At 66.9% G+C, this 17,238-nt stretch carries 21 protein-coding genes; 20 read left to right on the plus strand and 1 reads right to left on the minus strand.

Annotated features, from left to right (window positions below):
• Positions 1–12 precede the first annotated feature (12 nt).
• Positions 13–4,230: a DNA-directed RNA polymerase subunit beta' gene (gene rpoC, locus LRS07_RS03345; protein WP_260500596.1), complete on the plus strand. Its 4,218-nt coding sequence runs from the start codon at positions 13–15 to the stop codon at positions 4,228–4,230.
• Positions 4,231–4,286: 56 nt separating this feature from the next.
• On the opposite strand, the gene LRS07_RS03350 is transcribed toward rpoC, so the two are convergent.
• Positions 4,287–4,736 (minus strand): PIN domain-containing protein, encoded by a 450-nt coding sequence (locus tag LRS07_RS03350; RefSeq protein WP_260500597.1) that lies wholly within the window; start codon positions 4,734–4,736, stop codon positions 4,287–4,289.
• Between the two features lie 255 nt (positions 4,737–4,991).
• Here LRS07_RS03350 and rpsL point away from each other — a divergent pair, with 255 nt between their 5' ends.
• From rpsL to rplE, 19 genes are all read left to right on the plus strand, one after another.
• A complete protein-coding gene (rpsL, locus tag LRS07_RS03355) occupies positions 4,992–5,369 on the plus strand; it encodes a 30S ribosomal protein S12 (protein WP_260500598.1) in 378 nt (125 codons plus the stop codon).
• Between the two features lie 132 nt (positions 5,370–5,501).
• Entirely contained in the window at positions 5,502–5,972 is a 471-nt protein-coding gene (gene rpsG, locus LRS07_RS03360) for a 30S ribosomal protein S7 (RefSeq protein ID WP_260500599.1), read from the plus strand.
• A 143-nt stretch (positions 5,973–6,115) separates the two neighbouring features.
• On the plus strand, positions 6,116–8,218 hold the full coding sequence (gene fusA, locus LRS07_RS03365; protein WP_260500600.1) for an elongation factor G: 2,103 nt from the start codon (positions 6,116–6,118) through the stop codon (positions 8,216–8,218).
• 151 nt (positions 8,219–8,369) lie between these two features.
• A complete protein-coding gene (gene tuf / locus LRS07_RS03370; RefSeq protein WP_260500590.1) occupies positions 8,370–9,560 on the plus strand; it encodes an elongation factor Tu in 1,191 nt (396 codons plus the stop codon).
• Between the two features lie 10 nt (positions 9,561–9,570).
• Positions 9,571–9,882, plus strand: a complete 312-nt coding sequence (gene rpsJ / locus LRS07_RS03375) for a 30S ribosomal protein S10 (RefSeq protein WP_260500601.1) — start codon at positions 9,571–9,573, stop codon at positions 9,880–9,882.
• Between the two features lie 255 nt (positions 9,883–10,137).
• Positions 10,138–10,818: a 50S ribosomal protein L3 gene (gene rplC, locus LRS07_RS03380; RefSeq protein ID WP_260500602.1), complete on the plus strand. Its 681-nt coding sequence runs from the start codon at positions 10,138–10,140 to the stop codon at positions 10,816–10,818.
• A 1-nt stretch (position 10,819) separates the two neighbouring features.
• On the plus strand, positions 10,820–11,440 hold the full coding sequence (gene rplD / locus LRS07_RS03385; RefSeq protein ID WP_260500603.1) for a 50S ribosomal protein L4: 621 nt from the start codon (positions 10,820–10,822) through the stop codon (positions 11,438–11,440).
• Positions 11,437–11,757: a 50S ribosomal protein L23 gene (rplW, locus tag LRS07_RS03390; protein WP_260500604.1), complete on the plus strand. Its 321-nt coding sequence runs from the start codon at positions 11,437–11,439 to the stop codon at positions 11,755–11,757. The genes rplD and rplW overlap by 4 nt, the downstream gene beginning before the upstream one ends.
• The gene (rplB, locus tag LRS07_RS03395) at positions 11,758–12,582 is read left to right on the plus strand and encodes a 50S ribosomal protein L2 (protein WP_260500605.1); all 825 of its coding nucleotides are present in this window, start codon (positions 11,758–11,760) and stop codon (positions 12,580–12,582) included. It begins immediately after the preceding gene.
• Between the two features lie 15 nt (positions 12,583–12,597).
• Positions 12,598–12,873, plus strand: a complete 276-nt coding sequence (rpsS, locus tag LRS07_RS03400; RefSeq protein ID WP_260500607.1) for a 30S ribosomal protein S19 — start codon at positions 12,598–12,600, stop codon at positions 12,871–12,873.
• A gap of 6 nt (positions 12,874–12,879) precedes the next feature.
• Complete coding sequence (gene rplV / locus LRS07_RS03405) at positions 12,880–13,209, plus strand: 50S ribosomal protein L22 (protein WP_260500608.1); 330 nt, start codon at positions 12,880–12,882, stop codon at positions 13,207–13,209.
• A 9-nt stretch (positions 13,210–13,218) separates the two neighbouring features.
• Positions 13,219–14,097 (plus strand): 30S ribosomal protein S3, encoded by an 879-nt coding sequence (gene rpsC, locus LRS07_RS03410; protein ID WP_260500609.1) that lies wholly within the window; start codon positions 13,219–13,221, stop codon positions 14,095–14,097.
• 3 nt (positions 14,098–14,100) lie between these two features.
• Positions 14,101–14,517, plus strand: a complete 417-nt coding sequence (gene rplP, locus LRS07_RS03415; RefSeq protein ID WP_260500610.1) for a 50S ribosomal protein L16 — start codon at positions 14,101–14,103, stop codon at positions 14,515–14,517.
• A gap of 13 nt (positions 14,518–14,530) precedes the next feature.
• Positions 14,531–14,734 carry a 50S ribosomal protein L29 gene (gene rpmC, locus LRS07_RS03420; RefSeq protein ID WP_260500611.1) on the plus strand — a complete coding sequence of 68 codons (204 nt, stop codon included), beginning with the start codon at positions 14,531–14,533 and terminating at the stop codon, positions 14,732–14,734.
• Positions 14,731–15,024, plus strand: coding sequence for a 30S ribosomal protein S17 (rpsQ, locus tag LRS07_RS03425; RefSeq protein ID WP_260500612.1), 294 nt, complete (start codon positions 14,731–14,733; stop codon positions 15,022–15,024). Before rpmC ends, rpsQ begins: the two co-directional genes overlap by 4 nt.
• Before the next feature lie 76 nt (positions 15,025–15,100).
• Positions 15,101–15,619 carry a peroxiredoxin gene (locus tag LRS07_RS03430; protein WP_260500613.1) on the plus strand — a complete coding sequence of 173 codons (519 nt, stop codon included), beginning with the start codon at positions 15,101–15,103 and terminating at the stop codon, positions 15,617–15,619.
• A gap of 349 nt (positions 15,620–15,968) precedes the next feature.
• Positions 15,969–16,337, plus strand: a complete 369-nt coding sequence (gene rplN / locus LRS07_RS03435) for a 50S ribosomal protein L14 (protein ID WP_028997289.1) — start codon at positions 15,969–15,971, stop codon at positions 16,335–16,337.
• A 30-nt stretch (positions 16,338–16,367) separates the two neighbouring features.
• Entirely contained in the window at positions 16,368–16,685 is a 318-nt protein-coding gene (gene rplX / locus LRS07_RS03440) for a 50S ribosomal protein L24 (protein WP_260500614.1), read from the plus strand.
• Between the two features lie 11 nt (positions 16,686–16,696).
• Positions 16,697–17,236: a 50S ribosomal protein L5 gene (gene rplE, locus LRS07_RS03445; protein WP_260500615.1), complete on the plus strand. Its 540-nt coding sequence runs from the start codon at positions 16,697–16,699 to the stop codon at positions 17,234–17,236.
• The last annotated feature ends 2 nt before the right edge of the window (positions 17,237–17,238 follow it).

A 17,238-nucleotide genomic window follows, 5' to 3' on the forward strand; every position in this document is an offset into this window, starting at 1 on the left:
AGGAGAAAAGGCATGAAGGGACTACTCGACCTTTTCAAGCAGTTCACCCCCGACGAGCACTTCGATGCCATCCGCATCGGGCTGGCCTCGCCGGAGAAGATCCGTTCCTGGTCCTTCGGCGAGGTGAAGAAGCCGGAGACCATCAACTACCGCACCTTCAAGCCGGAGCGTGACGGCCTGTTCTGCGCCAAGATCTTCGGGCCGATCAAGGACTACGAGTGCCTGTGCGGCAAGTACAAGCGCCTGAAGCACCGCGGCGTGATCTGCGAGAAGTGCGGCGTCGAAGTGACCCAGACCAAGGTGCGCCGCGAGCGCATGGGCCACATCGACCTGGCCGCGCCCTGCGCGCACATCTGGTTCCTGAAGAGCCTGCCGTCGCGCCTGGGCCTGGTGCTCGACATGACGCTGCGCGACATCGAGCGCGTGCTGTACTTCGAGGCCTACGTGGTGGTGGACCCCGGCATGACGCCGCTGAAGAAGTTCAGCATCATGTCCGAGGACGACTACGACGCGAAGCGCGTCGAACACGGTGACGAGTTCGTGGCCCTGATGGGCGCCGAGGGCATCAAGAAGCTGCTCGAGGAGATGGACCTCGACGTCGAGATCGACAAGCTGCGCAACGACATGACCGGCAGCGAGCTGAAGGTCAAGAAGAACTCCAAGCGCCTGAAGGTGATGGAGGCCTTCAAGAAGTCGGGCATCAAGCCGAGCTGGATGGTGCTGGAGGTGCTGCCGGTGCTGCCGCCGGACCTGCGTCCGCTGGTGCCGCTGGACGGCGGCCGCTTCGCGACCTCCGACCTCAACGACCTGTACCGCCGCGTCATCAACCGGAACAACCGGCTGGCGCGCCTGCTCGAGCTGAAGGCGCCCGAGATCATCGTGCGCAACGAGAAGCGCATGCTGCAGGAGGCGGTGGACTCGCTGCTGGACAACGGCCGTCGCGGCAAGGCGATGACCGGCGCCAACAAGCGCGCGCTCAAGTCGCTGGCCGACATGATCAAGGGCAAGGGCGGCCGCTTCCGGCAGAACCTGCTGGGCAAGCGCGTCGACTACTCCGGCCGATCGGTCATCACCGTGGGCCCGACGCTCAAGCTGCACCAGTGCGGCCTGCCCAAGCTGATGGCCCTCGAGCTGTTCAAGCCGTTCATCTTCAGCCGCCTGGAGGCGATGGGCATCGCCACCACCATCAAGGCGGCGAAGAAGGAAGTCGAGAGCGGCACGCCGGTGGTGTGGGACATCCTGGAAGAGGTGATCAAGGAGCACCCCGTCCTGCTGAACCGCGCGCCGACGCTGCACCGCCTGGGCATCCAGGCCTTCGAGCCGGTGCTGATCGAGGGCAAGGCGATCCAGCTGCACCCGCTGGTCTGCGCCGCCTTCAACGCCGACTTCGACGGCGACCAGATGGCCGTGCACGTGCCGCTGTCGATCGAGGCGCAGATGGAAGCCCGCACGCTGATGCTGGCCTCCAACAACGTGCTGTTCCCGGCCAACGGCGAGCCGTCGATCGTGCCCTCGCAGGACGTGGTGCTGGGCCTGTACTACGCCACCCGCGACCGCATCAACGCCCGCGGCGAGGGCCTGATCTTCTCCGACCTGGCCGAGGTGCAGCGCGCGCTGGACAACGGCGTGGTCGAGGTCACCGCCAAGGTGGCGGTGCGCCTGACCGAGTGGGTCAAGGCCGAGGACGGCAGCTTCACGCCGGAGACCAAGCTGGTCGACACCACCGTGGGTCGCGCCCTGCTGTCGGAGATCCTGCCCAAGGGCCTGCCCTTCGCCAACATCAACAAGGCGCTGAAGAAGAAGGAGATCTCCAAGCTGATCAACGTCAGCTTCCGCAAGTGCGGCCTGAAGGAGACGGTGGTCTTCGCCGACAAGCTGCTGCAGGCGGGCTTCCGCCTGGCCACGCGCGCCGGCATCTCCATCGCCATCGACGACATGCTGGTGCCCAAGCAGAAGCACGAGCTGATCGAGCGCGCCGAGAAGGAGGTCAAGGAGATCGAGCAGCAGTACGTCTCGGGCCTGGTGACCTCCGGCGAGCGCTACAACAAGGTGGTCGACATCTGGGGCAAGACCGGTGACGAGGTCGGCAAGGTCATGATGGCCCAGCTGTCCAAGCAGAAGGTCACCGACCGCCACGGCAAGCAGGTGGACCAGGAGTCCTTCAACTCCATCTACATGATGGCCGACTCGGGTGCGCGCGGTTCCGCCGCGCAGATCCGCCAGCTGGCGGGCATGCGCGGCCTGATGGCCAAGCCGGACGGCTCGATCATCGAGACGCCGATCACCGCGAACTTCCGCGAAGGCCTGAACGTGCTTCAGTACTTCATCTCGACGCACGGCGCCCGCAAGGGCCTGGCCGACACGGCGCTGAAGACCGCGAACTCCGGCTACCTGACGCGCCGCCTGGTCGACGTGACGCAGGACCTGGTCGTGACCGAGGTCGACTGCGGCACCGAGAACGGCTTCGCCACCCGCGCGCTGGTCGAAGGCGGCGAGGTGATCGAGTCGCTGCGCGACCGCATCCTGGGCCGCGTCGCCGCGGTCGAGGTGCAGCACCCCGAGACGCAGGAAGTGCTGATGCCCTCGGGCACCATGCTCGACGAGGAGGCGCTCGACGAGATCGAGGCCGCCGGTGTCGACGAGGTGAAGGTCCGCACGCCGCTGACCTGCGCCACGCGCTTCGGCATCTGCGCCAAGTGCTACGGCCGCGACCTCGGCCGTGGCGGCCTGGTCAACGTCGGTGAGGCGGTGGGCGTCATCGCCGCGCAGTCGATCGGCGAGCCGGGCACGCAGCTGACGATGCGGACCTTCCACATCGGTGGTGCTGCGTCGCGTGCGGCGGTGGCCTCCAGCGTCGAGGCGAAGTCCGATGGCTTCATCGGCTTCAACCCGACGATGCGCTACGTGACCAACGGCAAGGGCGAGCTGGTGGTGATCTCGCGTTCCGGCGAGATCATCATCTCCGACCAGCACGGCCGCGAGCGCGAGCGCCACAAGGTGCCGTACGGCGCGACGCTGAACGTCAAGCCCGACCAGCAGATCAAGGCCGGCACCGTGCTGGCCAACTGGGACCCGCTGACCCGCCCGATCATCACCGAGTTCGCCGGCCAGGCGCGCTTCGAGAACGTCGAGGAGGGCGTGACCGTCGCCAAGCAGGTCGACGAGGTGACCGGCCTGTCCACGCTGGTGGTGATCGACCCGAAGCGCCGCGGCGCGACGAAGATCGTGCGCCCGCAGGTCAAGCTGCTGGACGCCGGCGGCCACGAGGTGAAGATCCCCGGCACCGACCACTCGGTGACGATCGGCTTCCCGGTGGGCGCGCTGATCCAGGTGCGTGACGGCCAGGACCTGGCCCCCGGCGAGGTGCTGGCCCGCATCCCGGTCGAAGGCCAGAAGACGCGCGACATCACCGGCGGCCTGCCGCGGGTGGCGGAGCTGTTCGAGGCCCGTTCGCCGAAGGACGTCGGCACCCTGGCCGAGCAGACCGGCACGGTGTCGTTCGGCAAGGAGACCAAGGGCAAGGTGCGCCTGCAGATCACCGACCCGGACGGCAAGGTCTACGAGGAGCTGGTGCCCAAGGAGAAGAACATCCTGGTGCACGAGGGCCAGGTGGTGAACCGCGGCGAGCTGATCGTCGACGGCGCGGCGGACCCGCAGGACATCCTGCGCCTGCTGGGCGTCGAGGAACTGGCGCGCTACATCGTCGACGAGGTGCAGGACGTCTACCGCCTGCAGGGCGTGAAGATCAACGACAAGCACATCGAGGTGATCGTTCGCCAGATGCTGCGCCGCGTGCAGATCGTCAACCCGGGCGACAGCAGCTACATCGCCGGCGAACAGGTGGAGCGCAGCGAGCTGTTCGACACCAACGACCGGCTGCGTGGCGAGGAGAAGACCCCGGCCTCCTACCAGGACATCCTGCTGGGCATCACCAAGGCGTCGCTGTCCACCGACTCGTTCATCTCCGCGGCCTCCTTCCAGGAGACCACCCGAGTGCTGACCGAGGCGGCCATCATGGGCAAGCGCGACGAGCTGCGGGGCCTGAAGGAGAACGTGATCGTCGGCCGCCTGATCCCCGCCGGGACCGGGATGGCCTTCCACCAGGCCCGCAAGGTCAAGGAGGAAATGGACGAGAGCGAGCGCCGGGCGATCGCCCTGCAGGAGGCCGAGGAACTGGCCGCCGTGCAGATGGCGCAGGTCGACGCCAACAGCGAGGGCGGCGGCGAATAAGCCGCATCCGCCGTCTGGCGACCGACAAGGGGTGGCTGCGGCCACCCCTTTTTTCGTCAGGCGACGGGTGGCTCGTGGGCCAGCCACTCGTCGGGCGTCACCACCGCCACGCCCAGCGGCCGCAACCGGCGGCGCAGCGCCAGCAGCGCCTTGTCCCGGCTGATCAGCCAGCGCACCCGGTGGACGACGGCGAAGTCGACGAACTTCTGGTCGTCGGCGTCTCGGCAGCGGGGGCGGGCCAGGTCGGGCGCCGGCTGGGGGCGCAGGTCGGCGTGCCGGCGCCAGGCGTCGCGCCAGCCACGGCCGGCGTCCTCCCACGGCGGCGGCAGGCCGCGCCGCAGCACCTCGGCCATCTCGTCTTCCATCGCCGGGCTCGCCGCCCAGTGCAGGCGGCCGGCCGTCACCGCCTCGCCGAGCCGGCGGCCCTGGGCGTCGCCGAAGACCAGCCAGTCGAGCAGCACGTTGGTGTCCAGCACGGCGGCGGGCTTCGGCAGGGGAGCGGTCATGGCGGAGCGTCGGTGCGTGCGTCCTCCCGGTCCGCCGGTTGTGGACAACTTGCGGGGACTTGCGCGGCTTCCTATAATGGCGGGCTTTTCGGCATTCTGCTGCGCTCTTTGGCTGGCGGCTCACCGGACCCCTCGCGCAGCGCGTTCCCCATGCGCCGCGGGCTGCGTTCCGGCTTCGGGCCCGACTGAAGCTTCCCGAGCGCCTCGGCGACGTGCCCGAAAACCGAGTGACTTCAAACGGGAACAAGTCCACACATGCCAACCATCAATCAACTCGTGCGCCAAGGTCGCGAGACCGAGACCACGAAGTCGAAATCGCCGGCGCTGCAGGGCAACCCCCAGCGCCGCGGCGTCTGCACGCGGGTCTACACCACCACCCCGAAGAAGCCGAACTCCGCGCTGCGAAAGGTCGCCAAGGTGCGCCTGACCAACCAGCAGGAGGTCATCTCCTACATCGGCGGTGAGGGCCACAACCTGCAGGAGCACTCGGTGGTGCTCGTGCGCGGCGGCCGGGTCAAGGACCTGCCGGGCGTGCGCTACCACATCGTGCGCGGTTCGCTGGACCTGCAGGGGGTCAAGGACCGCAAGCAGGCGCGCTCCAAGTACGGCGCCAAGCGTCCGAAGAAGGCGTAAAGCCCAGGGGCCGGCCGCATCGGCCGGCGAAGTCCGGCCCGCCCCGGCGGGTCGAGTAAGTGAGGGGCCGTCATGGCCTTTCGCGGTCCGGTCACAACGGCCGGGCCAACTGAAGCAAGAGAAGGAAATCCAATGCCACGTCGTCGCGAAGTACCGAAGCGCGAGATCCTGCCCGACCCGAAGTTCGGCAACGTCGAACTGTCGAAGTTCATGAACGTCGTCATGGAGTCGGGCAAGAAGGCCGTCGCCGAGCGGATCATCTATGGCGCCCTCGAGCAGGTCGAGCGCAAGGCCAACCGCGATCCGCTGGAGGTCTTCCTCACCGCGTTGAACAACGTCAAGCCGATGGTCGAGGTCAAGTCCCGCCGGGTCGGCGGCGCGAACTACCAAGTTCCCGTGGAAGTTCGCCCGGTCCGCCGCGTGGCGCTGGCCATGCGCTGGCTCAAGGACTCGGCCCGCAAGCGCGGCGAGAAGTCGATGGCGCAGCGCCTGGCCAACGAGCTGCTCGAGGCGTCGGAAGGCCGCGGCGGCGCGATGAAGAAGCGCGACGAGGTGCACCGCATGGCCGAGGCCAACAAGGCCTTCTCGCACTTCCGCTTCTGATGGTGCTGACGTCCGGGGCCCGGTGCCGCGGACGCCAGCCGACAAGGCCCGAGGCGCGCACAACGCGCAAGGGTCGACACCCTTGAAGGCCGCTCTCAGGGTTCACACCAACCCGGCAGCGGCCCCTGCATTTGGAGTCCACCATGTCCCGCAAGACCCCCATCGAGCGCTACCGCAACATCGGTATCTCGGCGCACATCGATGCCGGCAAGACCACCACCACCGAACGCATCCTCTACTACACGGGTGTGAACCACAAGATCGGTGAGGTGCACGACGGTGCGGCGACCATGGACTGGATGGAGCAGGAGCAGGAGCGCGGCATCACCATCACGTCGGCGGCCACCACCTGCTTCTGGAAGGGCATGGACATGTCCTTCCCGGAGCACCGCATCAACATCATCGACACCCCGGGCCACGTGGACTTCACCATCGAGGTGGAGCGCTCCATGCGCGTGCTCGACGGCGCCTGCATGGTGTACTGCGCCGTGGGCGGCGTGCAGCCGCAGTCGGAGACCGTCTGGCGCCAGGCCAACAAGTACAAGGTGCCGCGCCTGGCGTTCGTCAACAAGATGGACCGCACCGGCGCCAACTTCTTCAAGGTCTACGACCAGATGAAGACGCGGCTGAAGGCCAACCCGGTGCCCATCGTCGTGCCGATCGGCGCGGAGGAGAACTTCCGCGGCGTGGTCGACCTGTTCAAGATGAAGGCCATCATCTGGGACGAGGCCAGCCAGGGCATGAAGTTCACCTACGAGGACATTCCCGCCGACCTGGCGGCCGAGTGCGCCAAGTGGCGTGAGCAGATGGTTGAGGCCGCGGCCGAGGCGTCCGAGGAACTGATGAACAAGTACCTCGAGACGGGCGAGCTCTCCGAGGAGGAGATCAAGGCCGGCCTGCGCACGCGCACCATCGCCACCGAGATCCAGCCGATGCTGTGCGGCACCGCCTTCAAGAACAAGGGCGTGCAGCGCATGCTGGACGCCGTCATCGAGTTCATGCCGTCGCCGATCGACATCCCGCCGGTGCCCGGCCATGACGACGACGACAAGGAAGTGGTGCGCAAGGCCGACGACAACGAGAAGTTCGCCGCCCTGGCGTTCAAGCTGATGACCGACCCGTACGTCGGCCAGCTGACGTTCGTGCGCGTGTACTCCGGCGTGCTGAAGTCCGGCGACTCGGTCTACAACCCGATCCGCGGCAAGAAGGAACGCATCGGCCGCATCCTGCAGATGCACGCCAACCAGCGCGAGGAGATCAAGGAGATCCTGGCCGGGGACATCGCCGCCTGCGTGGGCCTGAAGGAGGTGACCACCGGCGAGACGCTGTGCGATCCGGAAGCGATCATCACCTTGGAAAAGATGGTCTTCCCCGAGCCCGTGATCTCGCAGGCGGTGGAGCCGAAGACCAAGGCCGACCAGGAGAAGATGGGCGTGGCCCTCGGCCGCCTGGCGCAGGAGGATCCTTCCTTCCGCGTCCGCACGGACGAGGAGTCGGGCCAGACCATCATCTCCGGCATGGGCGAACTGCACCTGGAAATCATCGTCGACCGCATGAAGCGCGAGTTCGGCGTGGAGGCCAACGTCGGCAAGCCGCAGGTCGCCTACCGCGAGACCATCCGCAAGAACGTGTCCGACGTGGAAGGCAAGTTCGTGCGCCAGTCCGGCGGCAAGGGCCAGTACGGCCACGTCGTGCTGACCATCGAGCCGCAGGAGCCGGGCAAGGGCTTCGAGTTCGTCGACGCCATCAAGGGCGGTGTGGTGCCGCGCGAGTTCATCCCCGCGGTGAAGAAGGGCATCGAGGACACCCTGCCCAACGGCGTGCTGGCCGGCTACCCGGTGGTGGACGTGAAGGTCACGCTGACCTTCGGCTCGTACCACGAGGTGGACTCGAACGAAAACGCGTTCAAGATGGCCGCGTCGATGGGCTTCAAGGACGGCTGCCGCAAGGCCAGCCCAGTGATCCTGGAGCCGATGATGGCGGTGGAGGTCGAGACGCCCGAGGACTACGCCGGCAACGTGATGGGCGACCTGTCGTCCCGCCGCGGCATGGTGCAGGGCATGGACGACATGCCCGGCGGCGGCAAGGTCATCAAGGCCGAGGTGCCGCTGTCGGAAATGTTCGGCTACTCGACCACGCTGCGCTCCATGTCGCAGGGCCGTGCGACCTACACCATGGAGTTCAAGCACTACAGCGAGGCGCCGAAGAACGTCGCCGACGCCATCATCACCGCCCGCGGCAAGTAAGCGGTGATGCGGGGCCGCCCGCCAGGCGGCCCCTTTCCATTCCCTGTCTTCGCGGTCACTCCGGCCTGATGCCAGTGACGTCCCGGACACCGGTGACCGCGCGAGACGTTAAACCCGAGCACTGGCAACGCTCTTTCCCTGGAGATCAGCAATGGCAAAAGGCAAGTTTGAACGGACCAAGCCGCACGTGAACGTGGGCACGATTGGGCACGTGGACCATGGCAAGACGACGCTGACGGCGGCGATCACGACGGTGCTGTCGACGAAGTTCGGCGGCGAGGCCAAGGCGTACGACCAGATCGACGCGGCGCCGGAGGAGAAGGCGCGGGGCATCACGATCAACACCGCGCACGTCGAGTACGAGACGGCCAACCGCCACTACGCGCACGTCGACTGCCCGGGGCACGCCGACTACGTGAAGAACATGATCACGGGCGCGGCGCAGATGGACGGCGCGATCCTGGTGTGCTCGGCCGCGGACGGCCCGATGCCGCAGACGCGCGAGCACATCCTGCTGGCGCGCCAGGTGGGCGTGCCGTACATCATCGTGTTCCTGAACAAGTGCGACATGGTCGACGACGCCGAGCTGCTGGAGCTCGTCGAGATGGAAGTGCGCGAGCTGCTGTCCAAGTACGACTTCCCTGGTGACGACACCCCGATCGTCAAGGGCTCGGCCAAGCTGGCGATGGAAGGCGACAAGGGCGAGCTGGGCGAGCAGGCGATCATGAAGCTGGCCGAGGCGCTGGACACCTACATCCCGACGCCGGAGCGGGCGGTCGACGGGGCGTTCCTGATGCCGGTGGAGGACGTGTTCTCGATTTCGGGTCGCGGCACGGTGGTCACCGGCCGTGTCGAGCGCGGCATCATCAAGGTCGGCGAGGAAATCGAGATCGTCGGCATCCGCGCCACGCAGAAGACCACCTGCACGGGCGTGGAGATGTTCCGCAAGCTGCTGGACCAGGGGCAGGCGGGCGACAACGTGGGCATTCTGCTGCGCGGCACCAAGCGCGAGGACGTCGAGCGCGGCCAGGTGCTGTGCAAGCCGGGCTCGGTCAAGCCGCACACGCACTTCACGGCCGAGATCTACGTGCTGAGCAAGGAAGAGGGCGGGCGCCACACGCCGTTCTTCAACAACTACCGGCCGCAGTTCTACTTCCGCACGACGGACGTGACGGGTGCGGTGGAGCTGCCGAAGGACAAGGAGATGGTGATGCCGGGCGACAACGTGGCGATCACGGTCAAGCTGATCGCCCCGATCGCCATGGAAGAGGGCCTGCGCTTTGCGATCCGCGAGGGCGGCCGCACCGTCGGCGCGGGCGTCGTGGCGAAGATCCTGGAATAAGGCGGACACCATGCAAAAGCAAAAGATCCGCATCCGCCTCAAGGCGTTCGACTACAAGCTGATCGACCAGTCGGCGCTGGAGATCGTCGACACGGCCAAGCGCACCGGAGCCATCGTCCGCGGCCCGGTGCCGCTGCCGACGCGCATGCAGCGCTACGACATCCTGCGTTCGCCGCACGTCAACAAGACCTCGCGCGACCAGTTCGAGATCCGCACCCACCAGCGCCTGATGGACATCGTCGACCCGACCGACAAGACCGTCGACGCGCTGATGAAGCTGGACCTGCCGGCCGGCGTGGACGTGGAGATCAAGCTGCAGTAAGGCCGTCGAGGGTGGCGCCTTGCCGGGGTGACCCGCGAGGCGCTACAATCTGCGGCTTTTCCGCCAACGCGGCCTGCAGGGGTGACCCGGCGGGCCGCGGTGGCTTGAAGAGAAGCTGAAAAAGAAGGTTGGGCCTCTTCGCGAGACTTTCGGGTCAAAGCGTTCGGGCACCCGCCTCACCATCAGCCCGGCCAATCGCTGCCGGGGATGTGAAACAAAGGCGCTGCCCCGTCCCAGGGTGCGCTGGAGAAAAACATGAGTCTTAGCAACCGCCTCGGATTGCTGGGCCGCAAGGTGGGCATGATGCGCATCTTCACGGACGATGGCGACGCCATCCCCGTGACGGTGCTGGACGTGTCCAACAACCGCGTGGCCCAGGTCAAGACCGTCGAATCCGACGGCTACACCGCCCTCCAGGTCGCCTATGGCGCCCGCAAGGCATCACGGGTCACCAAGCCCGAAGCCGGCCACTTCGCCAAGGCCGGCGTGGAAGCCGGCGAGGTACTGAAGGAGTTCCGCGTCGACGCGGAGACCGCGGGCCAGTACGCCCCCGGTGCACAGCTGCCCGTGACCCTGTTCGCCGCCGGCCAGAAGGTCGACGTGCAGGGCAGCTCCATCGGCAAGGGCTACGCCGGCACCATCAAGCGCCACAACTTCAGCTCGCAGCGTGCCTCGCACGGCAACAGCCGTTCGCACAACGTGCCGGGCTCGATCTCGATGGCGCAGGACCCGGGCCGTGTGTTCCCGGGCAAGAAGATGACCGGCCACATGGGCGACGAGACCGTCACCACCCAGAACCTGGACATCGTGCGCGTCGACGAAGCCCGTCAGCTGCTGCTGGTGCGCGGCGCGGTGCCGGGCGCGAAGAACGGCCATGTGGTCGTGCGCCCGGCCGTCAAGGCACGACCCGATGCCGACGCCAAGAAGGGGGCCTGACATGCAACTCGAGCTCCTGAACGAACAAGGCCAAGCCACCTCGAAGGTCGACGCACCGGACACCGTGTTCGCGCGCGACTACAACGAGGCCCTGGTGCACCAGGTCGTCGTGGCCTACCAGGCCAATGCGCGGCAGGGCACCCGTGCCCAAAAGGACCGTCAGGCCGTCAAGCACAGCACGAAGAAGCCGTGGCGCCAGAAGGGCACCGGCCGCGCCCGTGCCGGCATGACCTCCTCGCCGCTGTGGCGTGGGGGCGGTCGCATCTTCCCGAACAGCCCCGACGAGAACTTCAGCCACAAGGTCAACAAGAAGATGTACCGCGCCGGCATGGCCGCCATCTTCTCGCAGCTGGCCCGCGAAGGCCGTCTGGCGGTGGTCGACAGCTTCGCGGTCGACGCGCCCAAGACCAAGCTGCTGGCGCAGAAGTTCAAGCAGATGGGCCTGGAGTCGGTGATGGTCATCGCCGACCAGGTGGACGACAACCTGCTGCTGGCCTCGCGCAACCTGGCCAACGTGCTGGTGGTCGAGCCGCGTTACGCCGATCCGCTGTCGCTGGTCTTCTACAAGAAGGTGCTGGTGACCAAGGGCGCGATCGAACAGCTCAAGGAGATGTTCGCATGAGCACCTCGCAACCGAAATTCGACCAAGGCCGTCTGGCCCAGGTGCTGGTCGCCCCTATCGTCTCCGAGAAGGCGACGACCATCGGCGAAAAGCACAACCAGGTGCTCTTCAAGGTCCTGCGCAACGCCACCAAGCCCGAGATCAAGGCCGCCGTTGAACTGATGTTCAAGGTGGAGGTGGACTCGGTGCAGACCGTGAACCAGAAGGGCAAGGTCAAGCGCTTCGGCAAGACCACGGGCCGGCGCGACCACGTCAAGAAGGCGTACGTGTCGCTCAAGCCGGGCCAGGAGCTCAACTTCTCCGGGGAGGCCGCTTAAATGGCCGTCATCAAAGTCAAGCCGACTTCGCCGGGCCGCCGTGCCGTGGTGAAGGTGGTGCACAAGCACCTGCACAAGGGTGCGCCGGAAGCTTCGCTGCTGGAGCCGCAGAAGCAGAACTCCGGGCGCAACAACAACGGCCACATCACCATCCGCCACAAGGGCGGCGGGCACAAGCACCACTACCGCGTGGTCGACTTCCGCCGCAACAAGGACGGCATCCCGGCGAAGGTCGAGCGCATCGAGTACGACCCGAACCGCACGGCGCACATCGCGCTGGTGTGCTACGCCGACGGCGAGCGCCGCTACATCATCGCCCCGCGCGGCCTGGAAGTCGGCTCGACCGTCCAGAGCGGCTCGGACGCGCCGATCAAGGCCGGCAACACGCTGCCCATCCGCAACATCCCGGTCGGCTCGACCATCCACTGCGTGGAGATGCTGCCCGGCAAGGGCGCGCAGATGGTCCGCTCGGCCGGCGCGGGTGCGGTGCTGATGGCGCGTGAAGGCGCCTACGCGCAGGTCCGCCTGCGCTCGGGCGAGGTGCGCCGGGTGCACATCGACTGCCGCGCCACCATCGGCGAGGTGTCGAACGAGGAGCACAGCCTGCGCCAGTACGGCAAGGCCGGCGCCATCCGCTGGAAGGGCATCCGCCCGACCGTGCGCGGTGTGGCGATGAACCCGGTGGACCACCCGCACGGCGGCGGCGAAGGCCGCACCGGCGAGGGCCAGGTGCCGGTGTCGCCGTGGAACACGCCGACCAAGGGCTACCGCACCCGCAGCAACAAGCGCACGCAGACGTTCATCGTCTCGCGTCGCAAGAAATAAGGAAGGGGTGCCCACATGACCCGTTCGCTGAAGAAGGGCCCCTTCGTCGACCACCACCTGATGGCCAAGGTCGAGAAGGCGTCCGCCAACAAGGACAAGAAGCCGATCAAGACCTGGTCGCGCCGCTCGACGATCCTGCCCGAGTTCATCGGTCTGACGATCGCCGTGCACAACGGCAAGCAGCACGTGCCGGTGTACGTGTCCGACCAGATGGTCGGACACAAGCTGGGCGAGTTCGCGCTGACCCGCACCTTCAAGGGCCACCCGGCCGACAAGAAGGCGAAGAGGTAAGAAGCCATGGAAACCAAAGCAAGCGTGCGCGGTGTCCGCCTGTCGGTCGACAAGGGCCGCCTGGTGGCCGACCTGATCCGCGGCAAGAAGGTGGACCAGGCGCTGAACATCCTGAACTTCACCCAGAAGAAGGCCGCCCTCATCGTCCGCAAGGCGCTGGAGTCGGCGATCGCCAATGCCGAGCACAACGACGGTGCCGACATCGACGAGCTGAAGGTGACCTCGATCTACGTGGAGCAGGGCGCCACGCTGAAGCGGTTCTCCGCCCGGGCCAAGGGCCGCGGCAACCGCATCAGCAAGCCGACCTGCCACATCTACGTGACCGTGGGCAACTAAAGGAAGACCATGGGACAGAAAATCCATCCGACCGGCTTCCGTCTGCCCGTCACCCGCGCGTGGACGTCGCGCTGGTACGCGAACAACCGCAACTTCGCCGGCATGCTGGCCGAGGACCTGCAGGTTCGCGAGTACCTCAAGACCAAGCTGAAGAACGCGGCCGTCTCGCGCATCCTGATCGAGCGCCCCGCCAAGAACGCCCGCATCACCATCTTCTCGGCGCGTCCGGGCGTGGTGATCGGCAAGAAGGGCGAGGACATCGAGAACCTGAAGGCCGAGCTGACCCGTCGCCTGGGCGTGCCGGTGGCGGTGAACATCGAAGAGGTGCGCAAGCCCGAAGTCGATGCGCAGCTGATCGCCGACTCGATCACCCAGCAGCTCGAGAAGCGCATCATGTTCCGCCGCGCCATGAAGCGTGCGATGCAGAACGCGATGCGCCTGGGTGCCCAGGGCATCAAGATCATGTCCGCCGGCCGCCTGAACGGCATCGAGATCGCCCGCACCGAGTGGTACCGCGAGGGCCGCGTGCCCCTGCACACCCTCAAGGCCGACATCGACTACGGTTTCTCGGAAGCCAAGACCACCTACGGCGTCATCGGCGTCAAGGTGTGGGTCTACCGTGGTGACCGCCTGGCCAATGGCGAGGCGCCGACGCTGAAGAGCGACGTGCCCGAGGACGATCGCCGCGGCCCGCGCCGCCCGCGTCCCGGCGCCCCCGGCGACCGCCGCGGCCGCCCGGGCGACCGCGACCGTGGTGCCCCGCGCCAGGCCGGCGGTCCCGCCGACGGTGGCGACAAGCCGGCCCCGGCCGGCGATGCGCCGAAGCCGCCTGCCGCCAAGCGCGTGGTCCGCAAGACCGCTGCGCCCGGCGAGGCGAAAGGAGAATAAGCCATGCTGCAACCCGCTCGTCGCAAGTACCGCAAGGAGCAGAAGGGCCGCAACACCGGCGTCGCCACCCGTGGCGCCGCGGTGTCGTTCGGTGAGTTCGGCCTCAAGGCCACCGAGCGCGGCCGCATCACCGCGCGCCAGATCGAGGCGGCTCGCCGCGCGATCTCGCGCCACATCAAGCGCGGTGGTCGCATCTTCATCCGCATCTTTCCCGACAAGCCGATCTCGCAGAAGCCGGCCGAGGTCCGCATGGGCAACGGCAAGGGCAACCCCGAGTACTACGTGGCCGAGATCCAGCCGGGCAAGGTGCTTTACGAGCTGAACGGCGTGCCGGAGACGTTGGCCCGCGAGGCCTTCACCCTGGCCGCGGCCAAGCTGCCGCTGCGCTGCACGTTCGTCGCGCGCCAGGTCGGCGCCTGACGAGGAGTCATCGATGAAAGCATCCGAACTGCGCGGCAAGGACACGGCCGCGCTCGAGAAAGAAGTGTCGGACCTGCTGCGCGCGCACTTCAACCTGCGCATGCAGCGGGCCACGCAGCAGCTGACCAACCACTCCCAACTGGGCAAGACGCGCCGTGACATCGCGCGCGTCAAGACCGTGCTGGCGCAGAAGAAGAAGGAAGGGGCCGCCAAGTGACCGACGCCACCCAAGCCGCGGCGCAAGCCGCGCCGCAGAAGAACACCCGCACCCTGGTCGGCAAGGTCGTCAGCGACAAGCGCGCCAAGACCGTCACCGTCCTGGTCGAGCGCCGGGCCAAGCACGAGCTCTACGGCAAGATCGTGGCCCGTTCGCGCAAGTACCACGCGCACGACGAGAACGGCGAGTACAAGATGGGCGACGTCGTCGAGATCGCCGAAGGCCGCCCCATCTCCAAGACCAAGTCCTGGGTCGTGACCCGCCTCGTGCAGAAGGCCCAGATCGTCTGACGGTCCGCGCCATCGAGCCGAACGGCCGGAACGCTGGAATACTGGCGTCCGGCCTTTTTCTTATTTGGAGCGCGACATGACGATCAAGGTGGGAGACCGGCTGCCGGCCGGCACGCTGCAGGAGTTCATCGAGGTCGAGGGCAACGGCTGCTCGCTCGGCCCGAACAGCTTCGACATCGCCAAGGAAACTGCGGGCAAGACCATCGCGCTGTTCGCGCTGCCCGGCGCCTACACGCCGACCTGCTCCGCCAAGCACGTGCCCGGTTACGTCGAGAAGGCGGCCGAGTTCAAGGCGGCCGGGGTCGACGAGGTCTGGTGCGTGTCGGTCAACGACGCCTTCGTCATGGGCGCCTGGGGACGGGACCAGAAAACCGCCGGCAAGGTGCGCATGATGGCCGACGGCAGCGCCGAGTTCGCGCGCGCCACCGGCCTGACGCTGGACCTGACGGCGCGCGGCATGGGCCTGCGCTCGAACCGCTACTCGATGCTGGTCCAGGATGGTGTCGTCAAGGCGTTGAACGTCGAGGCGCCCGGCAAGTTCGAGGTCTCCGACGCGGGGACGCTGCTGGCGCAGGCGCGCGCACTGCGCGGCTGAGGCACGGGCCGAGCCCGGCGGGACTTCCGCCGGACTCGGCGCACGGTCGTCGTGCGGCCTTCTTCCCGGGGCCCTTGCGTGACCGTCTCGCAATGGGCTATACTGCAAAGCTTCGCCGCTTTTCGCGGACCTTGAGCGGTGCAGCCGACGCGCTGCGCAGCGCAGGGGCTACAGGCACCGGGCCGCACGGCCGGGTGTTCACGGCACCATCCTCGGAAAGCGGATCCGCCCCAAGCGTTCGACGTCCAGCAACGGGTTTGCAGGGACGGCGGGCGACGGGCCCAAGACTGACCGGTTGGCCGCGAGCGACGTGCTGTGCGGCGAAACGGGACAAGTTGGGGACTGACAAATGATTCAAATGCAATCGCGGCTCGACGTCGCGGACAACACGGGCGCGAAGTCCGTCATGTGCATCAAGGTGCTGGGCGGCTCGAAGCGGCGCTATGCCGGCATCGGCGACATCATCAAGGTCAGCATCAAGGAAGCTGCGCCGCGTGGCCGCGTCAAGAAGGGCGAGGTCTACAGCGCGGTGGTCGTGCGCACCGCCAAGGGTGTGCGCCGCCAGGACGGCTCGCTGGTCAAGTTCGACGGCAATGCCGCCGTGCTGCTGAACAACAAGCTGGAGCCCATCGGCACCCGCATCTTCGGCCCGGTGACCCGGGAACTGCGCACCGAGCGATTCATGAAGATCGTCTCGCTGGCGCCCGAGGTGCTCTGACAGCCGTCGGCCTCCAAAGGACATCCGGTCATGAACAAGATTCGCAAGGGCGACCAGGTCATCGTGCTGACCGGCCGCGACAAGGGCAAGCGTGGCACCGTGCTGCAGCGCGTCGATGACGACCACGTCATCGTCGAGGGCGTGAACATGGTGAAGAAGCACGTCAAGCCCAACCCCATGAAGGGCACGACCGGCGGCGTCGTCGACAAGACCATGCCGATCCACCAGTCCAACGTCGCGATCTACAACGCGGCCGCGGGCAAGGCCGACCGCGTCGGCGTCAAGTTGCTGGACGATGGCAAGAAGGTTCGCGTCTTCAAGTCCAGCGGCGAAGAGATCAAGGCTTGAGGGGTAGCGCAATGGCTCGTCTGCAAGAGTTCTACCGCGACAAGGTGGTGCCGGACCTGGTCCAGAAGTTCGGCTACAAGTCCGTCATGGAGGTGCCGCGCATCACCAAGATCACGCTCAACATGGGCGTGAGCGAGGCGGTCTCGGACAAGAAGGTCATGGACCATGCGGTCGGTGACCTGACCAAGATCGCCGGCCAGAAGCCGGTGGTCACCAAGAGCAAGAAGGCCATCGCCGGCTTCAAGATCCGCGACGGTGTGCCCATCGGCTGCATGGTGACGCTGCGCGGCGTGCGCATGTTCGAGTTCCTCGACCGTTTCGTCACCGTGGCGCTGCCGCGGGTGCGCGACTTCCGCGGCATCAGCGGGCGCAGCTTCGACGGTCGTGGCAACTACAACATCGGGGTGAAAGAGCAGATCATCTTCCCCGAGATCGAGTACGACAAGGTGGATGCGCTGCGCGGTCTGAACATCAGCATCACGACCACCGCGAAGAACGACGACGAGTGCAAGGCTCTGCTGTCGGCGTTCCGCTTCCCGTTCAAGAACTGAAG

The organism is Aquabacterium sp. J223 (genome assembly GCF_024666615.1).
Taxonomy (GTDB): domain Bacteria; phylum Pseudomonadota; class Gammaproteobacteria; order Burkholderiales; family Burkholderiaceae_C; genus J223.

Coding starts and splice junctions, on each gene's coding strand:
- rpoC (WP_260500596.1), top strand. CDS start 13: ATGAAGGGACTACTCGACCTTTTCAAGCAGTTCACCCCCGACGAGCAC.
- LRS07_RS03350 (WP_260500597.1), bottom strand. CDS start 4,736: ATGACCGCTCCCCTGCCGAAGCCCGCCGCCGTGCTGGACACCAACGTG.
- rpsL (WP_260500598.1), top strand. CDS start 4,992: ATGCCAACCATCAATCAACTCGTGCGCCAAGGTCGCGAGACCGAGACC.
- rpsG (WP_260500599.1), top strand. CDS start 5,502: ATGCCACGTCGTCGCGAAGTACCGAAGCGCGAGATCCTGCCCGACCCG.
- fusA (WP_260500600.1), top strand. CDS start 6,116: ATGTCCCGCAAGACCCCCATCGAGCGCTACCGCAACATCGGTATCTCG.
- tuf (WP_260500590.1), top strand. CDS start 8,370: ATGGCAAAAGGCAAGTTTGAACGGACCAAGCCGCACGTGAACGTGGGC.
- rpsJ (WP_260500601.1), top strand. CDS start 9,571: ATGCAAAAGCAAAAGATCCGCATCCGCCTCAAGGCGTTCGACTACAAG.
- rplC (WP_260500602.1), top strand. CDS start 10,138: ATGAGTCTTAGCAACCGCCTCGGATTGCTGGGCCGCAAGGTGGGCATG.
- rplD (WP_260500603.1), top strand. CDS start 10,820: ATGCAACTCGAGCTCCTGAACGAACAAGGCCAAGCCACCTCGAAGGTC.
- rplW (WP_260500604.1), top strand. CDS start 11,437: ATGAGCACCTCGCAACCGAAATTCGACCAAGGCCGTCTGGCCCAGGTG.
- rplB (WP_260500605.1), top strand. CDS start 11,758: ATGGCCGTCATCAAAGTCAAGCCGACTTCGCCGGGCCGCCGTGCCGTG.
- rpsS (WP_260500607.1), top strand. CDS start 12,598: ATGACCCGTTCGCTGAAGAAGGGCCCCTTCGTCGACCACCACCTGATG.
- rplV (WP_260500608.1), top strand. CDS start 12,880: ATGGAAACCAAAGCAAGCGTGCGCGGTGTCCGCCTGTCGGTCGACAAG.
- rpsC (WP_260500609.1), top strand. CDS start 13,219: ATGGGACAGAAAATCCATCCGACCGGCTTCCGTCTGCCCGTCACCCGC.
- rplP (WP_260500610.1), top strand. CDS start 14,101: ATGCTGCAACCCGCTCGTCGCAAGTACCGCAAGGAGCAGAAGGGCCGC.
- rpmC (WP_260500611.1), top strand. CDS start 14,531: ATGAAAGCATCCGAACTGCGCGGCAAGGACACGGCCGCGCTCGAGAAA.
- LRS07_RS03430 (WP_260500613.1), top strand. CDS start 15,101: ATGACGATCAAGGTGGGAGACCGGCTGCCGGCCGGCACGCTGCAGGAG.
- rplN (WP_028997289.1), top strand. CDS start 15,969: ATGATTCAAATGCAATCGCGGCTCGACGTCGCGGACAACACGGGCGCG.
- rplX (WP_260500614.1), top strand. CDS start 16,368: ATGAACAAGATTCGCAAGGGCGACCAGGTCATCGTGCTGACCGGCCGC.
- rplE (WP_260500615.1), top strand. CDS start 16,697: ATGGCTCGTCTGCAAGAGTTCTACCGCGACAAGGTGGTGCCGGACCTG.